The sequence below is a fragment of the Lactobacillus sp. UMNPBX17 genome (assembly GCF_002553735.1).
In the GTDB taxonomy this organism is placed as follows: Bacteria; Bacillota; Bacilli; order Lactobacillales; family Lactobacillaceae; genus Lactobacillus; species Lactobacillus gallinarum.
In genome coordinates, this window is record NZ_PCYT01000005.1 from 33,958 (window position 1) to 52,727 (window position 18,770).

General features: G+C 38.2%; 16 protein-coding genes and 4 tRNA genes. 14 read left to right on the forward strand and 6 right to left on the reverse strand.

Features of this window, described 5'->3' with window-relative positions; translation table 11 throughout:
• Positions 1-58 precede the first annotated feature (58 nt).
• Positions 59-400 (forward strand): hypothetical protein, encoded by a 342-nt coding sequence (locus tag CP368_RS01835; protein ID WP_087175894.1) that lies wholly within the window; start codon positions 59-61, stop codon positions 398-400.
• A gap of 35 nt (positions 401-435) precedes the next feature.
• Here the strand turns inward: CP368_RS01835 and nhaC are convergent, their stop codons facing one another.
• A complete protein-coding gene (gene nhaC, locus CP368_RS01840) occupies positions 436-1,812 on the reverse strand; it encodes a Na+/H+ antiporter NhaC (protein WP_098045698.1) in 1,377 nt (458 codons plus the stop codon).
• Positions 1,813-2,178: 366 nt separating this feature from the next.
• Between nhaC and rlmD the strand changes: the two genes are divergently transcribed.
• The 7 genes from rlmD (at position 2,179) to CP368_RS01875 (ending at position 5,995) form a co-directional block, all read left to right on the forward strand.
• Positions 2,179-3,525, forward strand: coding sequence for a 23S rRNA (uracil(1939)-C(5))-methyltransferase RlmD (gene rlmD / locus CP368_RS01845; protein ID WP_087235689.1), 1,347 nt, complete (start codon positions 2,179-2,181; stop codon positions 3,523-3,525).
• A gap of 3 nt (positions 3,526-3,528) precedes the next feature.
• Positions 3,529-4,029, forward strand: a complete 501-nt coding sequence (locus tag CP368_RS01850) for a GNAT family N-acetyltransferase (RefSeq protein ID WP_025005416.1) — start codon at positions 3,529-3,531, stop codon at positions 4,027-4,029.
• Positions 4,030-4,139: 110 nt separating this feature from the next.
• Positions 4,140-4,226: transfer RNA gene (locus CP368_RS01855), tRNA-Ser, on the forward strand.
• Between the two features lie 6 nt (positions 4,227-4,232).
• Positions 4,233-4,306: transfer RNA gene (locus CP368_RS01860), tRNA-Asp, on the forward strand.
• Positions 4,307-4,313: 7 nt separating this feature from the next.
• Positions 4,314-4,389, forward strand: a tRNA-His gene (locus tag CP368_RS01865).
• 4 nt (positions 4,390-4,393) lie between these two features.
• Positions 4,394-4,466, forward strand: a tRNA-Val gene (locus tag CP368_RS01870).
• A gap of 62 nt (positions 4,467-4,528) precedes the next feature.
• On the forward strand, positions 4,529-5,995 hold the full coding sequence (locus CP368_RS01875) for an MFS transporter (protein WP_087235687.1): 1,467 nt from the start codon (positions 4,529-4,531) through the stop codon (positions 5,993-5,995).
• Positions 5,996-6,002: 7 nt separating this feature from the next.
• On the opposite strand, the gene CP368_RS01880 is transcribed toward CP368_RS01875, so the two are convergent.
• Positions 6,003-6,515, reverse strand: a complete 513-nt coding sequence (locus CP368_RS01880; RefSeq protein WP_025005418.1) for a TetR/AcrR family transcriptional regulator — start codon at positions 6,513-6,515, stop codon at positions 6,003-6,005.
• A gap of 109 nt (positions 6,516-6,624) precedes the next feature.
• On the opposite strand from CP368_RS01880, the gene CP368_RS01885 reads away from it, so the two are divergent.
• The 3 genes from CP368_RS01885 to CP368_RS01895 all read left to right on the forward strand — a co-directional run bounded on the left by CP368_RS01885 (position 6,625) and on the right by CP368_RS01895 (position 9,934).
• Positions 6,625-8,397 carry an oleate hydratase gene (locus tag CP368_RS01885; RefSeq protein WP_098045699.1) on the forward strand — a complete coding sequence of 591 codons (1,773 nt, stop codon included), beginning with the start codon at positions 6,625-6,627 and terminating at the stop codon, positions 8,395-8,397.
• A gap of 111 nt (positions 8,398-8,508) precedes the next feature.
• Complete coding sequence (locus CP368_RS01890; RefSeq protein WP_255404982.1) at positions 8,509-9,042, forward strand: GNAT family N-acetyltransferase; 534 nt, start codon at positions 8,509-8,511, stop codon at positions 9,040-9,042.
• Between the two features lie 55 nt (positions 9,043-9,097).
• Entirely contained in the window at positions 9,098-9,934 is an 837-nt protein-coding gene (locus tag CP368_RS01895; RefSeq protein ID WP_098045700.1) for an aldo/keto reductase, read from the forward strand.
• A gap of 57 nt (positions 9,935-9,991) precedes the next feature.
• Here the strand turns inward: CP368_RS01895 and CP368_RS01900 are convergent, their stop codons facing one another.
• The 3 genes from CP368_RS01900 to CP368_RS01910 form a co-directional block, all read right to left on the reverse strand.
• Complete coding sequence (locus CP368_RS01900; protein WP_098045701.1) at positions 9,992-11,320, reverse strand: solute carrier family 23 protein; 1,329 nt, start codon at positions 11,318-11,320, stop codon at positions 9,992-9,994.
• A 10-nt stretch (positions 11,321-11,330) separates the two neighbouring features.
• Positions 11,331-11,861: a bifunctional pyr operon transcriptional regulator/uracil phosphoribosyltransferase PyrR gene (gene pyrR / locus CP368_RS01905; RefSeq protein ID WP_098045702.1), complete on the reverse strand. Its 531-nt coding sequence runs from the start codon at positions 11,859-11,861 to the stop codon at positions 11,331-11,333.
• A 198-nt stretch (positions 11,862-12,059) separates the two neighbouring features.
• Positions 12,060-12,851 (reverse strand): Cof-type HAD-IIB family hydrolase, encoded by a 792-nt coding sequence (locus CP368_RS01910; RefSeq protein WP_191335480.1) that lies wholly within the window; start codon positions 12,849-12,851, stop codon positions 12,060-12,062.
• Between the two features lie 128 nt (positions 12,852-12,979).
• Here CP368_RS01910 and CP368_RS01915 point away from each other — a divergent pair, with 128 nt between their 5' ends.
• The gene (locus CP368_RS01915) at positions 12,980-14,449 is read left to right on the forward strand and encodes an MFS transporter (protein ID WP_098045703.1); all 1,470 of its coding nucleotides are present in this window, start codon (positions 12,980-12,982) and stop codon (positions 14,447-14,449) included.
• Positions 14,450-14,481: 32 nt separating this feature from the next.
• Here CP368_RS01915 and CP368_RS01920 read toward each other — a convergent pair whose 3' ends face one another.
• A complete protein-coding gene (locus CP368_RS01920) occupies positions 14,482-15,681 on the reverse strand; it encodes an MFS transporter (RefSeq protein WP_087235680.1) in 1,200 nt (399 codons plus the stop codon).
• A 91-nt stretch (positions 15,682-15,772) separates the two neighbouring features.
• On the opposite strand from CP368_RS01920, the gene CP368_RS01925 reads away from it, so the two are divergent.
• Complete coding sequence (locus CP368_RS01925) at positions 15,773-16,855, forward strand: M42 family metallopeptidase (protein ID WP_098036889.1); 1,083 nt, start codon at positions 15,773-15,775, stop codon at positions 16,853-16,855.
• Between the two features lie 105 nt (positions 16,856-16,960).
• On the forward strand, positions 16,961-18,583 hold the full coding sequence (locus CP368_RS01930) for an ABC-F family ATP-binding cassette domain-containing protein (RefSeq protein WP_098036890.1): 1,623 nt from the start codon (positions 16,961-16,963) through the stop codon (positions 18,581-18,583).
• Positions 18,584-18,770 lie beyond the last annotated feature (187 nt).

Consider the following 18,770-nt stretch of genomic DNA (forward strand, 5'->3'; position numbering starts at 1 on the left):
GCAAATAAGTTTTGTAGTGTGTTCTTTTACCGTATAGTTAAATTAAGGAAGTGATTTTATGGATAAAAAATATTCAGATAATGAAGTACGCGGTGAACGTAGTAGTCGTCCAGAGCAGGCAGAGAAAAAAGGTTTAGTTTTAAGTTTTACTAAAAATGCGTGGGAGAAATATCAGCAATTAACGGGATCACAAAAAACATTTATTGATCGCGAATTAGATGATTTGAAATTTAAGCGAAATAATCAAAAAAGCAAAATGGTGAACGCCGAGCTAGATCAAGCGCTTGTTTTTGAAAAGAATGGTGCAGAAATTGTGATCACTGATATTGTGTATGAACCATATCGTGAAAGTGAAGAGCATAAGAAAGCCCAAATTAGAATGGAAAATATGAATAACTAAAAAAGAGTGCTCAGGCACTCTTTTAATTTTAAAGTTTATTTTTTGTCTTTAGCCCACTTTAAACCGATACCAGTAAATCCGCTGATGATTGAGAATACCGGTGAAAGTAAACTAAAGAATGCAAATGGTAAGAATTGTAAAACTGGAACGCCCAAGGTAGCGGCAGCAAATGAACCGGCAACGCCCCATGGAATTAAGTAGTTGATAACACTACCACCATCTTCAAGTACACGGCTAAGTGCAAGTGGTGAAAGCTTAATTCTATCAAAAGCAGGTTTAAATGCTCGACCTGGCAAAATTACTGATAAGTATTGTTCACCAACAAACAAGTTAATGCAGATACCTGAAAGAATAGTAACAGTAATTAAACGACCTGGCTTTCTCAAATGCTTAACAAGTGGTTCCATTGCGCTTTGAACTACGCTGAATTTCATTAACATCCCCCCTAATGAAAGAGTAGAGATGATTAGGGCAACAGTAGCCATCATGCTAGAAATACCACCACGAGTAAGCAAGGCGTTAACAGAAGCATCACTAGTTTTGGCAACAAAACCATTCATGATTAAATTATTTAATGATTGCACTGATTCGTGAGGATTTTGGGCAAAAATCATGATGACAGTTGCTGCAATGTTGATGAAAAGAGTAGGGATAGCTGGAACCTTACGCCAAGCGCAAAGGAGCATCAAAACGATTGGAACGATTGCCCACCAAGAAATAGAGAAGTTAGTTTGTAAAACGTGAGAAGTACGTTCAATCTTAGTTAGATCCATTTGACCGCTGTTACCAAGAATCCAGAACAGAATTAAGGAAACAACAAATGATGGGATAGTTGACCACATCATGTTCTTGATGTGGGCGAATAATTCACTTTCAGCCACTGCAGATGACAAATTAGTTGAATCTGATAATGGAGACATTTTATCGCCAAATACGGCACCTGAGATGATAGCACCGGCAACTAAAGCTGGATTTGCATTCATGCTGGCACCAATACCGAAGAGGGCAATCCCAACTGTAGAGATAGTAGTAAAACCACTACCAATGGCTACCCCAACGATTGCACAGACTACAAAAACAGATGGAACAAAGAAACTACCACTAATTAAATGGAAACCCAATACCATGATGGAAGGGATAATACCCGCTTTAATCCAAAGACCAATTAAGGCACCAATTAAAATAAAAATAAAGATAGGGATGATGGCTACGCCAATACCTTCTTTAATACCATCTTGGACATCTGTCCAGGTAAAGCCGCGAAGTCTTGCCCAGAATGTGAGCAAAAGAACCGTGAATAAAACGGGTACTTCTGGCGATAAACCGAACTTGATTACTGAAATACCTAAAATAGCCAATAAAGCTATGAGGATAATAATTGATTCCGTAAAGGAGACTTTTTGCTTTTTCATTTTTATTCCTCCAAAAAAAAATCCCGTTGACTAAATAGTCAACGGGACGACGATAGCCGTGGTACCACCCACTCTTTCAAGCATAAGAGTTTGAATCTCTATCAGATGGTAACGGTTCTGAAAAGTTATCCGAACAATATTTAATCACGATGTAATTTGTCTAACTTCGCCTGACTGGTTCGCACTAACCACCAGATCTCTGAACGCTTAACGAAGCAGCTACTTTGTCGTTGATTGTTGAAAAATATGATAGCAAGATTAAAAAAATCTGTCAATACTTTTAGATAAAATAATTTTGTAGTAATTTTAAATCGAGTATTATAATAGAAAAGAATTAAATGGTTTATTAAAAAAGGCTGAGTGTTTATGGAAAAGAATCAAGTTATAGATTTAGAAATCACTGATCTTTCATACGAAGCAATGGGCGTTGCTCATTACAATGGAATGACGGTATTCGTAACGAATGCACTTCCAGGAGAAATAGTTAGTGCAAAAATTTTAAAAGTTAAGAAGAATTTTGCTTTTGCAAAAATTGAAAAAATTAAAAAAGAAAGCCCTGATCGAGTAAAAGTTGAATTAAATCGGGGCGTTCAAACTGGTTTAGCTTCACTTGCGCATATTAAATATGATAAGCAGCTTGCTTTTAAGCGTAATCAAGTAGTTAACCTGCTTAAAAAGGCACATTTAGAAAATATTGAAGTTGGGGAAACTTTAGCTAGTCCTGAAGAAGTTGGTTACCGTAATAAGGCGCAAGTTCCTGTGCGTGAAGTAAATGGCAAACTTGAAATTGGCTTCTTTAGACGTCATTCGCATGATTTAGTGCCTTTGACTAATTTCTTTACTACTGATCCCGAAATTGATCGAGTTTTAGTAGCCGTAAGAGATATTTTGCGTAAATATAAAGTGCCCGCTTATGATGAAATTAATAATAAGGGCGAAGTGCGTTACTTAGAAGTTCGTCGTAGCAAATCTACTGGCGAAATGATGGTAATTTTAGTTTGCTTGCACAAAGATTTCATGCAATTACCAAATGTTGCTGCAGAAGTTAGCCAAATTCCAGGCGTTTCTGGTTTGATTTTAAATTATAATCCTAAGAAGACAAACGTGATTTTGGGACAAAAGGATTACTTGGTATTCGGTAATGATCAAATTACTGATCAAATTGGAGATTTGAAGTTTAGAATTTCACCTCAAAGTTTCTTCCAAATTAATTCTTTGCAAACACCTCGTTTGTACAATTTGGCAATCAAACAGGCTGATTTAAAACCAGATGATGTTGTAATTGATGCTTACTCAGGTATTGGAACTATTGGGTTAAGTGTTGCTAAGCATGTTAAAGCAGTTCGAGGCATTGAAGTAGTTCGGGATGCGATTAAAGATGCTAAGGATAATGCTAAGCTTAATGATATTACTAATGCTAAGTATTATTTGGGTAAGGCGGAAGAAATTATGCCACGTTGGGCTAAGAGTGGTCTTAAAACCGATGTAGTATTTGTTGATCCGCCAAGAAAGGGATTAACTCCTGAATTTATTAATGCAACTGTTAAGACAGGACCTAAGAAAGTCGTTTATATTTCATGTAATCCTGCCACTTTGGTACGTGATTTGCAATTGTTCCAAGAAAAGGGTTATGAATTTAAGCGTATTGATCCTGTTGATATGTTCCCACAGACTCCACATGTTGAAGCCGTAACTGTTCTTACAAAGAAGTAAAAAATGATTATTAAACCACTAATTTTTGAAGATGAGGCAAAAGAAACAAGTCAACTTTTTCAAAAGTGTTGGCAAGATACATATAAAAATATATTGCCAGATGTATTTTTAGATAATATTCCTGAAAATGCTTGGGTTAAACGATTAAATGAGAGTGGTCGTCACAACTTGATTTTTGTTGATGATGATAATCAAATTCGTGCAGCCGTAAGTTATGGTCGTCCTCGTGATACGCGCATGCTCGGATGCGGTGAATTAATGGCTCTTTATGTTGAACCTAATTTTCAAGGATTTAATATTGGGAAAACTCTACTTAATGCTGCCGAAAACGAATTAAAAAAGATGGGGTATGGCAAGATCTATCTATGGTGCATTGATGGAGACGAAAATGCACGACAATTTTTTGAACATTTTGGTTGGATTAATAATGCAACTGAAAAATTTGTAGAAATTGCTGGAAAAGAATATAAGTACTTGCTATATCAAAAGAATTTGCATGATTAAAAGAAGATAGATTAAAAATAGATATTGGTCAATTTGATCAATATCTATTTTTTTGCAAAAAACACTTGCGCTTTTATCTCACTTTAGTATAATAGTATCTGTTCGGCTATGGAGGATTACCCAAGTGGCTTAAGGGGACGGTTTTGAAAACCGTTAGGCGGTTCTGCCGCGCGTGGGTTCAAATCCCACATCCTCCTCTGATTGGTCCATTGGAGCAGTGGTTTATCTCGCCTCCCTGTCACGGAGGAGATCGTGGGTTCAAATCCCACATGGACCGTTTTATGGCGGAATTGGTGAAGGGGTTAACACACTGGTTTGTGGATCCAGCATGCGTGGGTTCGAATCCCACATTCCGCCCCATAATGGAGGATTAGCTCAGCTGGGAGAGCATCTGCCTTACAAGCAGGAGGTCACAGGTTCGAGCCCTGTATCCTCCATATTTTTTTACTCTTATTATCGTTGATAATAGGAGTTTTTGTTTTTTAAAGGGGAAATTTGAATGAATAAAAAACAAATTACGATGGTCACCATTGCCTTGATGTTAGGTAATGTGATGTCAGGACTTGATGGGACGATTATTAATACCGCAATTCCAGCGATTGTTGCAGCTTTGCATGGAATTCAGTTTATGGGATGGATTGTTGCTATTTTCTTATTAGGGATGTCTATTTCAATTCCGATTTGGACTAAGATAGGCGAGAAAATCACTAATAAAAAGGCCTTTGAAATTTCACTGATTTTGTTTGTTTTAGGTTCTGCTTTACAAGGTATGGCACCTAATATTATCTTTTTCTTATGCTCTAGATTCATCATGGGGATCGGTGCTGGTGGTATGGGGTCTCTTCCTTATATCATTGCCGGTTATGTTTTTAAAAATATTAAAACCAGAACTAAGGTATTAGGCTACTTAACAGCAAGCTGGAATGGAGCTGCTATTTTAGGACCATTGGTTGGTGGTTGGTTAATCGATGCCTTTTCATGGCACTGGGTTTTCTATATTAATATTCCAATCGGTTTGATAGCATTAATCATCTGTCTTGTTTACTACAAGCCTGTTACACCAGAAAAAACACCAGTCTTCGATATTCCTGGTGCCGGATTATTAGTTATTGGATTGCTTTTATTCTTAATGGGCGTTCAACTAGTTGGGTTAACAGCTAACTGGATTGTCATTAGCTTGATTATTGTTAGTCTAGTGTTTATTGTTCTCTTCTTTATTCGTGAGAATCATGCGGCTAATCCAATCATTCCGGTATCCTTATTTAAAAATAAAGATTTAGACGGTGATTTTCTTTTATTTGCCTTCACTTGGGGTGCATTTATTGCTGTTAATACTTATATGCCGATGTGGGCTCAAGCATTACTCGGTTTATCCGCACTTTTAGGTGGGATGACTCTGATTCCTAACTCAATCGTAGAAATCATTGCTTCCCAAAGCGTAGCGGCTATTCAAGAACATATGACAACATTTAAATTGGCTTTAATTGGAATCATTGCGATGATGATTTCGTCCGTCGGTTTGTTTTTGGCTGATATTCATACGCCAGTACAGATATTGACGTTTATTGGTGCGTTTTCAGGAATTGGTGTTGGCTTTATCTTCGTTGCTATGCAGTTAAAAGTGCAGCTAGATGCTGGATTAAAGAATATGGCTACAGCTACTTCAACGTCATATTTGATTAGAATTTTGGCACAAACTGTGATGGCAGCTGTGTACGGCGTAATTATGAACTTGAACTTAGCAAGTGGAGTTCATACGCATAAAGGTATTACGATGGCCATGATGAATAAATTGAGTGACGCCAAAAGTGCAAAATTATTGCCGCAGAATTTAGTACCAACTATGAGAACTATTTTCCATGCCGGAATCAAAGAAATTATGTTGGTATCGTTAATTTTGTTAATCATTGCCTTTGTGCTGAATTTCTACTTTAACTTTGGCAAAAAGCGCAAGAAATTGCAATAATAAGACATTAAAGCATAATGTGTTTTTCCGCATAATTAATTAAATCTTCGAGTGGAGTTTGATAATCCTGCTTAACCCACCAAATTAAGAGCATATAAATTCCGCCTGATTGGTAGGCGACTGCATAATCTGGTAAATTTAAGTCTGGGTGGTAGACACCAAGCAGTTTTTTCAAATAGCGAGTTTGAAAGTTTAATAGACTGCCTTCAAAACCAGCGTCTAACAAGATTTTCATGACTTTAGGATTTTCTTTAAAAAATGTCAGATAAACAATTAGCTGTTTGGTCAATGTCTTTAATTTATGTTCATTAATATCAACAATAAATTTTTTATATTGATTAGCTAAAAATAGCGTTAGTACGTCATTTTTTTGACTATAGTTACGATAAAAAGAAGTACGAGAAACATGAGCTTTACGCGTAATTTCTGCAATGGAAATTTCGGCGTAAGGCTTTTTTTGTAATAAAGAAAATAAGGCTTCTTCTATCTGTTGCTGCGTGTGCAGACTTTTCATATTCATAAAAAATCATCCTTTGATTAGTTTTAATTTGACAAACGATATCGCTTACATTATTATTATAGCTGTAAATAGTTACAGGTGTAACGATTATTTGAAAGAAGTGTAAATTATGCATTATAGCAATGGTAATTATGAAGCATTTGTAAAGGCTGAAAAGCCAAAAGACGTTGATCAAAAATCAGCATATATTGTTGGATCAGGATTAGCTGCTCTTGCCAGCGCTGTATTCTTGATTCGTGATGGACAAATGAAGGGCAATAGAATTCACATTTTTGAAGAATTAGCCCTTCCTGGTGGTTCAATGGATGGTATTTACAATAAAGAAAAAGAAAGTTATATCATCCGTGGTGGTCGTGAAATGGAGCCACACTTTGAATGCTTATGGGACTTATTCAGATCAATTCCTTCAACCGAACATGAAGGCGAATCAATTTTGGATGAATTCTATCGCTTGAATAGAAAAGATCCAAGCTATGCTAAAACCCGTGTCATCATCAATCGCGGCGAAGCTTTACCAACTGACGGTCAACTATTGTTAACACCTAAGGCAGTAAAGGAAATCATCGACCTTTGCTTAACACCTGAAAAAGATTTGCAAAATAAGAAGATTAACGAAGTCTTTACCAAAGAATTCTTCCAATCCAACTTCTGGCTTTACTGGTCAACTATGTTTGCCTTTGAACCATGGGCAAGTGCAATGGAAATGCGTCGCTACTTGATGCGTTTCGTTCAACACGTTGCCACATTGAAGAATTTATCATCACTTCGCTTTACTAAGTATAACCAATATGAATCATTAATTCTGCCAATGGTTAAATATTTGAAAGGACATGGCGTACAATTCCATTACGACACTGTAGTAGATAACATCTTTGTTAACCGTTCAGATGGTAAAAAAGTTGCCAAGCAAATTGTTTTAACTGAAAAAGGTGAAAGAAAGACAATTGATTTAACTGAAAACGATCTTGTCTTTGTCACTAACGGTTCTATCACTGAAAGCACTACTTATGGTGATAACTTCCACCCAGCTCCAGCAGAGCATGAATTAGGTGCTAGCTGGCAATTATGGAAGAACTTGGCTGCTCAAGATGAAGACTTTGGTCATCCAGAGGTCTTCTGCAAGGATATTCCAAAGGCTAACTGGAGAATGTCAGCTACAATTACCTTTAAGAATGATGATATTGTGCCATTTATTGAAGCAGTTAATAAGAAGGATCCACACAGTGGTTCAATTGTTACTAGTGGACCAACTACGATTAAGGATTCTAACTGGTTATTAGGTTACTCAATTAGTCGTCAACCACACTTTAAGGCACAAAAGCCAAATGAATTGATTGTTTGGCTTTATGGTTTGTTCTCAGACACTAAGGGTAATTATGTAGAAAAGACCATGCCTGACTGTAATGGCATTGAATTGTGTGAAGAATGGCTTTACCACATGGGTGTTCCTGAAGAAAGAATTCCTGAAATGGCTGCAGCTGCAACTACTATTCCAGCACACATGCCATATATTACTTCATATTTTATGCCAAGAGCATTAGGCGACAGACCGAAGGTAGTTCCAGATCATTCAAAGAACTTAGCCTTCATCGGTAACTTTGCAGAAACACCAAGAGACACCGTCTTTACTACTGAATATTCAGTTAGAACTGCGATGGAAGCTGTCTATACATTGCTTGATATTGATCGTGGCGTACCTGAAGTATTTGCTTCTGCATTTGATGTCAGAATGTTGATGAATGCGATGTACTACTTGAACGATCAAAAGAAGCTTGAAGACCTTGATTTACCAATGCCTGAGAAGTTGGTAATTAAGGGGATGCTCAAGAAGGTTAAGGGCACTTATGTTGAAGAATTGATGAAGAAGTATAAGTTGATTTAGACAATAAAATATTGTGAAAAACAGAGCAACTGTCGCGTCATGCGGCAGTTTTTCTGTTATTATTATGGTATTGAGTTTTAATAGTGATTTTAATTAGAAAAGAAGGATATTATTTTAGACTCGAAACCCGCCCGATGGGGCACAAAAGCATACCGTGACGCAAAAGATTTATACATGAAGGCCTTTCCTGCATGGGAAAGATTCTCAATGTTTTCTCTTTTAGCGATGTCACTACACCGTAATGTTAAGTTTCACGCAATTTACAATGGAGATCAGTTCTGCGGCATTACTTATTATGCCGAAAACGATAAGACGGTTTATTTGACCTACTTGGCAATCAATGAAGAATTGCGCGGCCAAGGCTATGGTTCCAAGATTTTGACCATGCTTGAAGATCGTTTTCCAGATAAGCAAATTGTGATTGATATTGAGCCAGTAACTTCAAAGGCGAAGAATTATAAACAGCGAGTTAGCCGACTTAAGTTCTATGAGCGGAATGGTTTCCATAGAACGGATCAAAAGTTGAAAGATCCTGATGGAGAATTTGAGGCGCTAACGACAGGGAAGAAGCTGGATAAGGAAAGCTTCATTGATACCTTGCGTCAGATGAGCTTCGGCTTTTATCAGGCAAAAGTTGAAAAATAATGGAGGAGTGAAGCCGTTGTGGTTTTACTCTTTTTTCTTAATAAGGAATAACATCATGGAAAAATATGTAACTTTAAACAGTGGCGTAAAAATGCCGCGCCTTGGCTTTGGCGTTTATCAAATTAATGATCTAGCTCAAACGCAGCAAGTCGTAGAAGATGGACTTGAAGTCGGCTACCGTCTAGTCGATACTGCGCAAATTTACGGCAATGAACAAGCTGTGGGGGATGCAATTAAGCACAGTAATGTCCCTCGAGAAGATATTTTCGTCACTTCCAAGGTCTGGGTCGACGATTACGGCTATGATGCAACGCTCAAGGCTTTTGATGAGACGATGAAGAAATTGCAGTTAGATTATCTTGATCTGTATCTAATTCATAAGCCTTATAACGATTATTATGGCACGTGGCGGGCAATGGAACGTTTATACAAAGAAGGCCGCATTCGTGCAATCGGTGTTAGCAGTTTTTGGAATGAACGGTTAGCTGATTTAATTACCTTCAATAATGTGAAGCCAGCGGTAAATCAAATTGAAACAAATGTCTGGAATCAAGAGTGGAAATCACAGGCATATATGGAAAAAGAAGGTGTACAGCCTGAAGCATGGGCCCCATTTGCGGAAGGTGCTGAGCATATTTTTACCAATCCTGTTTTAGCAGAAATTGCGCAAAAGCATGGTAAGACTACAGCTCAAGTGATGATTAGATGGTTCTTACAAAGAAATTATGTTGTAATTCCAAAATCTGTTCATAAAGCAAGATTAGCTGAAAACTTCGATGTCTTTGACTTTGAGATTGATGCTGAAGACATGGCAAAGATTAAGACACTGGATCAAGAACATAGCGTTTTAGAAGATGAGATGGACCCAGAGATTGCTGAAAGTTTTAGATAAAAATAAAAACAGTTAGTTATCGTTAGTGATAGCTAACTGCTTTTTGCTTAATATTAATTATTGGTAAATCTTACCATCTTGCTTTTGCTCATTCTTTTCTTCAAGTGCCTTTTCACTGGCAGCTTTCTTAGGAAGAACCCAGTTCAAGATCATACCGATAATGGTTGAAAGGGCAACTGAAGTTAATTGGAAGTTGCCAAGTTGGAGGTAGGCACCACCGATACCGATAACCAAGATAACTGAAGCGATTAACATGTTGCGTTTTTCACCAAAGTCAACCTTATCGTCAACTAAGATCTTCAAACCGTTAGAAGCGATTGTACCAAAGAGTAAGAATGAAATTCCTCCAATTACTGGCATTGGAATTGATTCGATTAACGCAGCAAGCTTACCAACAAAACTGAAGATGATCGCACAAACTGCGGCACCGGCAAGGACCCAAACAGAGTGCACCTTAGTCATAGCTAACACACCGATGTTTTCACCGTATGAAGTTGTAGGAGGACCACCGATGAAACCGGCGATAATCGTTGAAATACCGTCACCCATCATAGTTCTGTGAAGACCAGGATCTTTAAAAAAGTTACGCTTAGTCAATGAGTTAAGCACCATAATGTGGCCCATGTGTTCCGTCATCGTCACGAAGGCGATTGGTGCCATGGCTAAAATGGCTGCTGGGTACCATTTGAAGTGGTAGCTAATGCCCATCACATCAAGTGAAGGAATAGAGAACCAAGCGGCTTTTTCAACACCTGAGAAGTCTACAATGCCTAAGAAGCAGGCTAAGATATAACCACAGATGATGCCGAGCATGATTGAAACTAAGCTCGTGAAGCCTTTGAAACACATTTGGAAGACCAAAGTCATGACCAATGTGAAAATGGCAACACCAAAGTAGGTTAAATCATACTTTTGGTTGTTCATCATCGCATCATTGGCAGCAGTCGTAGCAAGAGACAAACCAATAACGATGATAATTGGTCCTACAACGATTGGTGGCAAAACCTTGTTAACCCAACCAGAACCAACCTTAGCAATGATTAAAGCAACGATTACGTAAACTAAACCAGAAGCAATCGCACCTTGAGCAACTGCAGGATAGCCGTCGGCTTTCATCAAAGCTTGCATAGTAGCAACGAAAGCAAAACTTGATCCCAAGTATGCTGGAATCTTGAAGTGAGTCAAGATCATGTGGACCAAGGTACCGATTCCGGAAGAAAGCAAGGCAATACTTGGGTTAATTCCGATCAAAATTGGCACTAGTACAGTTGAACCGAACATGGCAAACATGTGCTGCAAGGAGAGCAGGATACCTTGACCAAGTTCAGGCTTTTCGTAGACGTCTAAAATCGCGTCCGGGTTTCTAAACTTTTCTTTTTCACTCATTCAAATACTCCTATTTGTTCATGATATCAATGCCGTCTTTATCATCGACTTCGGTCAATGATACCTTAACTTCCTCATCCATTGCGGTAGGGATGTTCTTACCGATAAAGTCAGGACGAATTGGCAATTCACGGTGACCACGGTCGGTCAAAACTGCCAAGTTGATCTTAGCTGGACGACCTTGATCCATGATTGCATCAAGCGCAGCTCTAATAGTTCTACCGGTGAACAAAACGTCGTCGACTAAAACAACGTTTTTGTCGGTGATATCAAAGTCGAGTTGTTGACCATGAATCATCTTTTCCTTTTCGCTTTCTGGCAGGTCATCACGATATTGAGAAACATCGATTGCTCCCACAGGAACATCAACATCTTCAAGATTCTTAAGGTTCTTAGCAATTCTTTGTGCTAAGTAAAGACCACGAGTCTTGATTCCGATTAAAACTAAGTTTTCAGTACCTTTGTTGCGTTCGATAATTTCGTAGGTCATTCGCATTAAGGCACGTTTCATACTAATTGCATCAACAATTTCTTTTGCCATATATTTTTCCTTTCTTGGATGACCAAAAGAAAAAGACCACCAAGGACACTGAGTCCAAGATGGTCTTTCTGTTTCTGCTAGCACAAAAAAGACTAGCTCACGCAGATTTCCTTCTTAGCCTCACAGGACTAACTTTAAAGGTCATCACTATATTTTTATTATATTAAACTAGCAAAAGCGGATATTGTCAAGCAGATTCTAAAGAATGTTTTTTTCGATGTAGTTCAAAACGCCTTCTTCATCGTTAGTGTCAGTCACGTGGTTAGCCACTTCAAGAAGGGCTGGAACGACGTTCTTCATTGCGACGCCATCGCCAACTTCTCGTAGCATCTCTAGATCGTTTCCACCGTCACCGAATGCGCACATTTCGCTTAACTTAATGCCTAAAATATCACCCAATTCTTTTAAGCCGTTAGCTTTGTGAATGTCAGGTTGGATGATGTCGATGTCTCCGTGACCGCTGCTTGTAACGCCGCTATATTGGCTCAAGTTGTCCTTGAATAATTGAACAAAATAGTCGGTTTTTTCATCGGGACATTGAACTGCAAATTTTAGGATTTTATCGTGAATGTCACTAAAGCTCTTAATTTTTTCTAAGTGATGATAGTAATGGCTAGACATCTTAAAGTATTTTTCTGGCAAGATATCTAGGCCATAAGCTGCTTGTTCACCACAGACTAAGAAATTAAGATTGGGTACTTGATCTAATAAAAATTTTTCGATGGCTTTAACAGCTTCAGTAGGGTAAGAGTGTACTGTATAAACCTTTTCTGGATTACGGATAAGTGCACCATTTTCAGCTACGTAGTCAATATCATCATAATCGGTGAAAAAATCTTTTAATTGATAATATTGGTTACCACTAGCTACGACAAAATGAATACCTTTTTCATCAAGTTTAGAATGAATCTCCTTGAATCTGACTTCGTTGTATTTACTTTGTGAGTTTAAAAAAGTTCCGTCCATATCGACAGCGATTAATTTAATCATAGAAAATCTCTCCTATAAAAAGTAGGTATTTATATTTTATCATGAAACCGTTTACTATTTTGACAATTATAAAGGTAACTTGCATAATGTTCTAGTTAAAAAGTTTCTAAGTAAAAGGGTGAGATTGAATGAATAAAAAGCAAATTTCGATGGTAACTTGGTCCTTACTTTTGGCTAATATCATGTCAGGACTAGACGCTACCATTATTAATACGGCAATTCCTGCGATCGTTTCTGATCTGCACGGAATTCAATATATGGGCTGGATTGTTGCCTGCTTCTTGCTGGGGATGTCCGTTTCAGTACCAATTTGGAGCAAATTAGGTGAAAGAATGGGCAATAAATTTGCTTTTGAACTTTCACTTATCCTCTTTATTGTTGGTTCTCTACTTGAAGGGATAGCGCCAAATATTTACTTCTTCTTAATTGCCAGAATTTTAATGGGTATCGGTGCCGGCGGTATGGGCTCGCTGCCTTATGTTATTGTCGGTTTTATTTATCCGAATATTAAGAGAAGAACGGTTATTTTAAGCTACATTGCGGCCAGCTTCAGTGCGGCATGTATTGCGGGACCGCTTGTTGGTGGCTGGATTGTTGATGCCCTTTCTTGGCACTGGGTCTTCTACATCAATGTCCCATTAGGACTGATTTCCATTATTTTGAGTTTTGTCTTTTATCGCGATGTGCACAAGGCTAAGGAAAAAGTACACTTTGACAAAATGGGTGCCTTCACTTTGATCGCTGGCTTGTCCTGCTTTTTAGTTGGAATTCAGATGCTGGGTTTAGCTAGTGGTATCATGGTTGTAGCTTTCGTCATTATCGGAGTTACCTTACTTGTTGCCTTTATCTTTGTGGAAAACAAGGCAGATAGTCCTGTTGTACCGTTGAGTGTTTTTATGAATAAAGCGCTGGTGGGCGACTTTATCCTGTTTGCCCTAGCATGGGGTGCTTATATTTCAGTTAACACTTATTTGCCAATGTGGTCGCAGGCCATTTTAGGGACCTCCGCTTTAATCGGTGGGATGACCTTGATCCCTAACTCCATTTTGGATATTGCCGGTTCACAAAGCGCGCCATATTTCTTGCGTCATTTTAGCAATTATCGTTTGCTCATTATCGATTTTACTTTGATCGTCATTACCGTTTTAGGCTTGATCTTGGTGCCAATGAACACGCCGTATCAAATCTTGATGATCATTGCAGCTTTATCTGGTTTAGGTGTAGGTTCGATCTTTGTTATTTTGCAGATCAAGGTGCAGATTGACGCCAGTGAAAAAGATATGGCACCGGCTACGTCACTGAGTTTCTTGATTCGAATTCTTGCTCAAACTGTGATGGCTGCCATTTATGGGGTCATCATGAACTTGGCTTTGGCTCGAGGAATCACCGGTCATCGCGGCATTACGATGACCATGATGAACAAGTTGAGTGATGCGGAATCGGCTAAGAGTTTGCCAACTGCATTATTGCCAATCATGAGAAGAATTTTCCATTCAGGAATTATCGAAATTATGTATGTGGCACTGTTTTTAATGATTTGTGCGTACGTAGTTAACTTTATTTATAACAGACATGAAGCCAAAAAAGCGGCAGAATAAAAAGCTTGAGATTTTTCTCAAGCTTTTTATTTTTACTGTAAATTGCGAATGACGTTGATTCTGAACAAAAGTAGATTGATTAATACGATCACCGTGGTGACGATGAAGACCATGCTATAGTTGAACATCCCTGATACGAATGAACCAAGTAATGGTCCTACGATGTTGCCGATGTACATAGCCGACTGGTTCCATGAAAAGATACGGCCAGTAACGGCGGCAGGTGAGTTTTTGGTTAACATCGTTTGTACTTGTGGGAATAAACAAGCGTCAGAAAAACCAACTAAGAAGCGCAAAATTCCTAATTCAACTGTGTTTCGTACAAAAGCGGTCAGGAAGAAGAAAATTGATGCCGCAATAAAACCAGCCACGATGATTTTGTGAGTACCGATTTTATCACCAAGTGCACCGAAGCGGGAGGCCACTAGGAAAGTAGCAATCCCAGGAAGGGCGGCGATAACACCAGAGATGAAGACAACGTTATCATGGCCGTTAAGTAATTGGCGGACATATAGTGAAACGATTGGGTTAATGGAGTTATTAGCTGCTTGAATAATTAAAGTGGTTAATAGCAAACCAAAGATCAGATGAGGCGAACGAAGCGACTTAATTACGCCGCTGGCTTTGTCCAATTTTTTTGCGGTAACTGGCTTAAAGTCGTCTTCATGAACGAAGAATAGAACTAAGATTGAGCATAATAAGAGCAAGCCACCAGTGATCATAAAGGTAATGCGGTATGAAAAAATTGATGTTAAAGCACCACCAACAAGTGGTCCCAGCAAGGTACCGGCAGTGGTCGCTGAAGCAATCGTTCCTAGAGCTTGTCCAGAATTTGTCTTCGGCGTTTCGGTGGCAACTAAGGCATTAGAGTTAGAAATAAAGCCGGCAAATACACCTTGCAGCATTCTAAGCAAAAGCAATTGCCAAACATTTTGAACTAACCCCATGCAGGCGATAACGACGGACATCCCGATTCCGGCCCGCAAAATCATTGGTTTACGTCCTTTTTTATCAGCTAATTTGCCCCACCAAGGAGAAACAACCGCTGAAACGATGAACGTACCAGAATAAACGATCCCAGACCAGAAGTTAAGTTGTTGGTGAGAGAAGTTGCCTAACGTGTTAATGTATAACGATAAGAAAGGCATAATTTCTGAAAATGCGATTCCTGCAATGAAGACCGCGATCGATAAGACGAATAGATTTTTCTTCCAAATAGGTTTTTCTTTCACGATGTAAACCCTCCTAATTTTAGTTTAGCAAAAAATAAAGATAAAGAACTATGATAAAATTTGATGTAAGGACTTACAGAAGGAGAAAATTATGGAAAAAGCACAAGAAATCGAAATGCTTAAAAAATTCTCAGATGCTAACGCTACATCTGGTTTTGAAGAAGAATTCGTTAAACTTTTTACTAGCTATGCAGAAAAGACAGCCAATATTGAGACTGACGGGATGCTCAATGTTTATGCATCAAAGAAGGAAAACAAGGGCAACCGTCCTGTAATTCAACTTGATGCCCACTCAGATGCAGTTGGTTTTATCACCCAGGCCGTTCGTCCAAATGGTTTAATCAAGTTTGTTCCACTCGGCGGCTGGGTAAAATACAATATCCCTGCTTTGAAGGTTAAGGTTAGAAACCGCGATGGCGAATACATCCCTGGTGTTGTCGCAACTAAGCCACCACACTTTATGACTGCTGCTGAAAGAAACAACGTGCCTGACGTTGCCGATATGTCAATTGATGTTGGTTCAAGCAGCCGTGAAGAAACAATTAAGGACTACAAAATCGACACAGGTTGTCCAATCTTTGTTGATGTAAAATGCGAATACCACGAAAAATCTGGGTTGTTCTTTGGTAAAGACTTCGACGACCGTTTTGGTGCCGGTGCGATGATTGACGTTTTGGACAACTTGAAGGGTGAAGAAACTAACTTTGATGTTGTTGCCGCTTTGTCTAGCCAAGAAGAAGTAGGTCTTCGCGGAGCTTACGTAACTGCTAGAAAAGTTAAGCCAGATCTATGTATTGTACTTGAAAGCTGTCCAGCAGATGACACCTTCACTCCTGATTGGCTTTCACAAACCGGTTTAAAGCGTGGACCAATGCTTCGTGATATGGATACTACATTCTTGCCAAATCCTAAGTTTCAACAGTATGCTTGCGACTTGGCTGACAAGATCAACATTCCATACACTCGTTCAGTTAGAACTGGTGGTGGCCAAGACGGTGCCGCAATTTACTACGAAAATGGTGCTCCAACAATTGTCATCGGTATTCCAGTGCGTTACGAGCACTCCCCATATTGCTTCAGCAGTTACAAAGACTTTAAGGCATCCGTTGATTTAGCTACTGCAATTATTCGTGATATTACCCAGGAAAAATTGGATAGCTTCAAGAAATTTTAATTAAAAGTAAAAAAAGCAGATTCGTACTTCATTTGGATCTGCTTTTTTTGATATACTGATACATAATTTTAACTTTTTTAAATTAATAATAGTGAGGTATAACGATTGATTACAGTATCCGACTTAAGTCTTAAATTTGGCGGCCGTACACTTTATGAAGATGTTAACTTAAAATTTACCCCAGGTAATTGTTACGGTGTGATTGGTGCAAATGGCGCTGGTAAATCTACTTTTCTTAAATTGCTAGAAGGTAAGCTTGAACCAACGACAGGCTCAATCAGCATTGATCCGAATGAAAGAATGTCTAGTCTTAACCAGGATCACTTTGCTTTTGAAGATTTCACCGTTATGGATACGGTTATTCAAGGGCACAAAGAACTTTATCAAGTAATGAAGGAAAAAGATGCGCTTTATGCTAAGCCTGATTTTGGTGATGAAGATGGTGTTAAGGCGGCAGAACTTGAAAGTAAGTTTGCAGAGCTTGATGGCTGGAATGCTGAAGCTGATGTTTCTAAATTGTTACAGTCATTAGATATTCCTGAAAGTGAACACCAGATGTTAATGAAGGAATTGCCTGAATCAGAAAAGGTTAAGGTGCTTTTAGCTCAAGCTTTATTTGGTAATCCAGATATTCTTTTACTTGACGAACCAACTAACGGTCTTGATGTTCACACAGTGGAATGGCTAGAAAACTTTTTGGCTGATTATCCAAATATTGTGATCGTAGTTTCACACGACCGTCACTTTTTAAATCAGGTATGTACTGAAATGTGTGATGTTGATCGTGGCAAGATTCAACTTTATGTTGGTAACTATGATTTCTGGTATGAATCAAGTAAGTTGGCTAATGAATTAGCAGCTAATCAGAATGCCAAAAAAGAAGAAAAGATTAAGCAGCTGCAAGAATTTATTGCCCGCTTCTCAGCTAATGCGTCTAAGTCACGTCAAGCCACTTCTCGTAAGAAGCAACTTGATAAAATTACTTTGGATGATATTAAACCATCATCAAGAAAGTATCCATTTGTTAAATTTGAAATGCATCGTGATCTTGGAAATGATTTGGTTAAGGTAGAAAACGTTTCATACTCAGTTGATGGTGAAAAGATCTTAGATAATGTTTCATTTATAGTTCGTCCCGGTGACAAGGTTGCATTTTTATCACGTAACGCTTTAGCAACAACCGCTTTGCTTGATATTATTGCTGGCAAAATTAAGCCAGATACAGGCACTGTTACCTGGGGTCAGACTACAGCCTTTAACTACATGTCTCGTGATTTAAATGCAAACTTTAATAACGATGATTTAACTATCTTAGATTGGTTAAGACAATATGCGACTAAGGAACAAGATGATAATACATTCCTTCGTGGTTTCTTAGGAAGAATGCTTTTCAGTGGGGAAGAAATTGAGAAGAAAATTAAAGTATTATCTGGTGGTGAAAAAGTTCGCTGTCAATTGTCTAGAATGATGCTTGAGCCGGCTAACGTATTAATTATGGATGATCCAACTAATCACCTTGATTTGGAATCAATTACTGCTTTGAACGACGCTTTGGTAGCATATCCTGGTTCAATATTATTTACTTCTCACGATCACGAATTTATTCAAACAATTGCCAATCATATCATCGAAGTTGGCCCTAAAGGAATCGTCAGCAGACAAGATACTACTTATGATGAATTCTTGGATAAAGACAGTATTCAGGAACAAGTTAAAAAAATATATTAAAATTAAGAGGATTCAGATGAAAAGAATCCTTTTTTGTGTTAAAAATACAAGTAGAAAAGTAAAATAAAATTAAAAAAGTTAGCTTTATAAGAGTTGTTCTTTATTTATTATATTAATATAAGAAAAATATTATATTCGAAAATTGCAATTTCAAATTGAACACTTTTGAAAATTAAATTCTGTATAT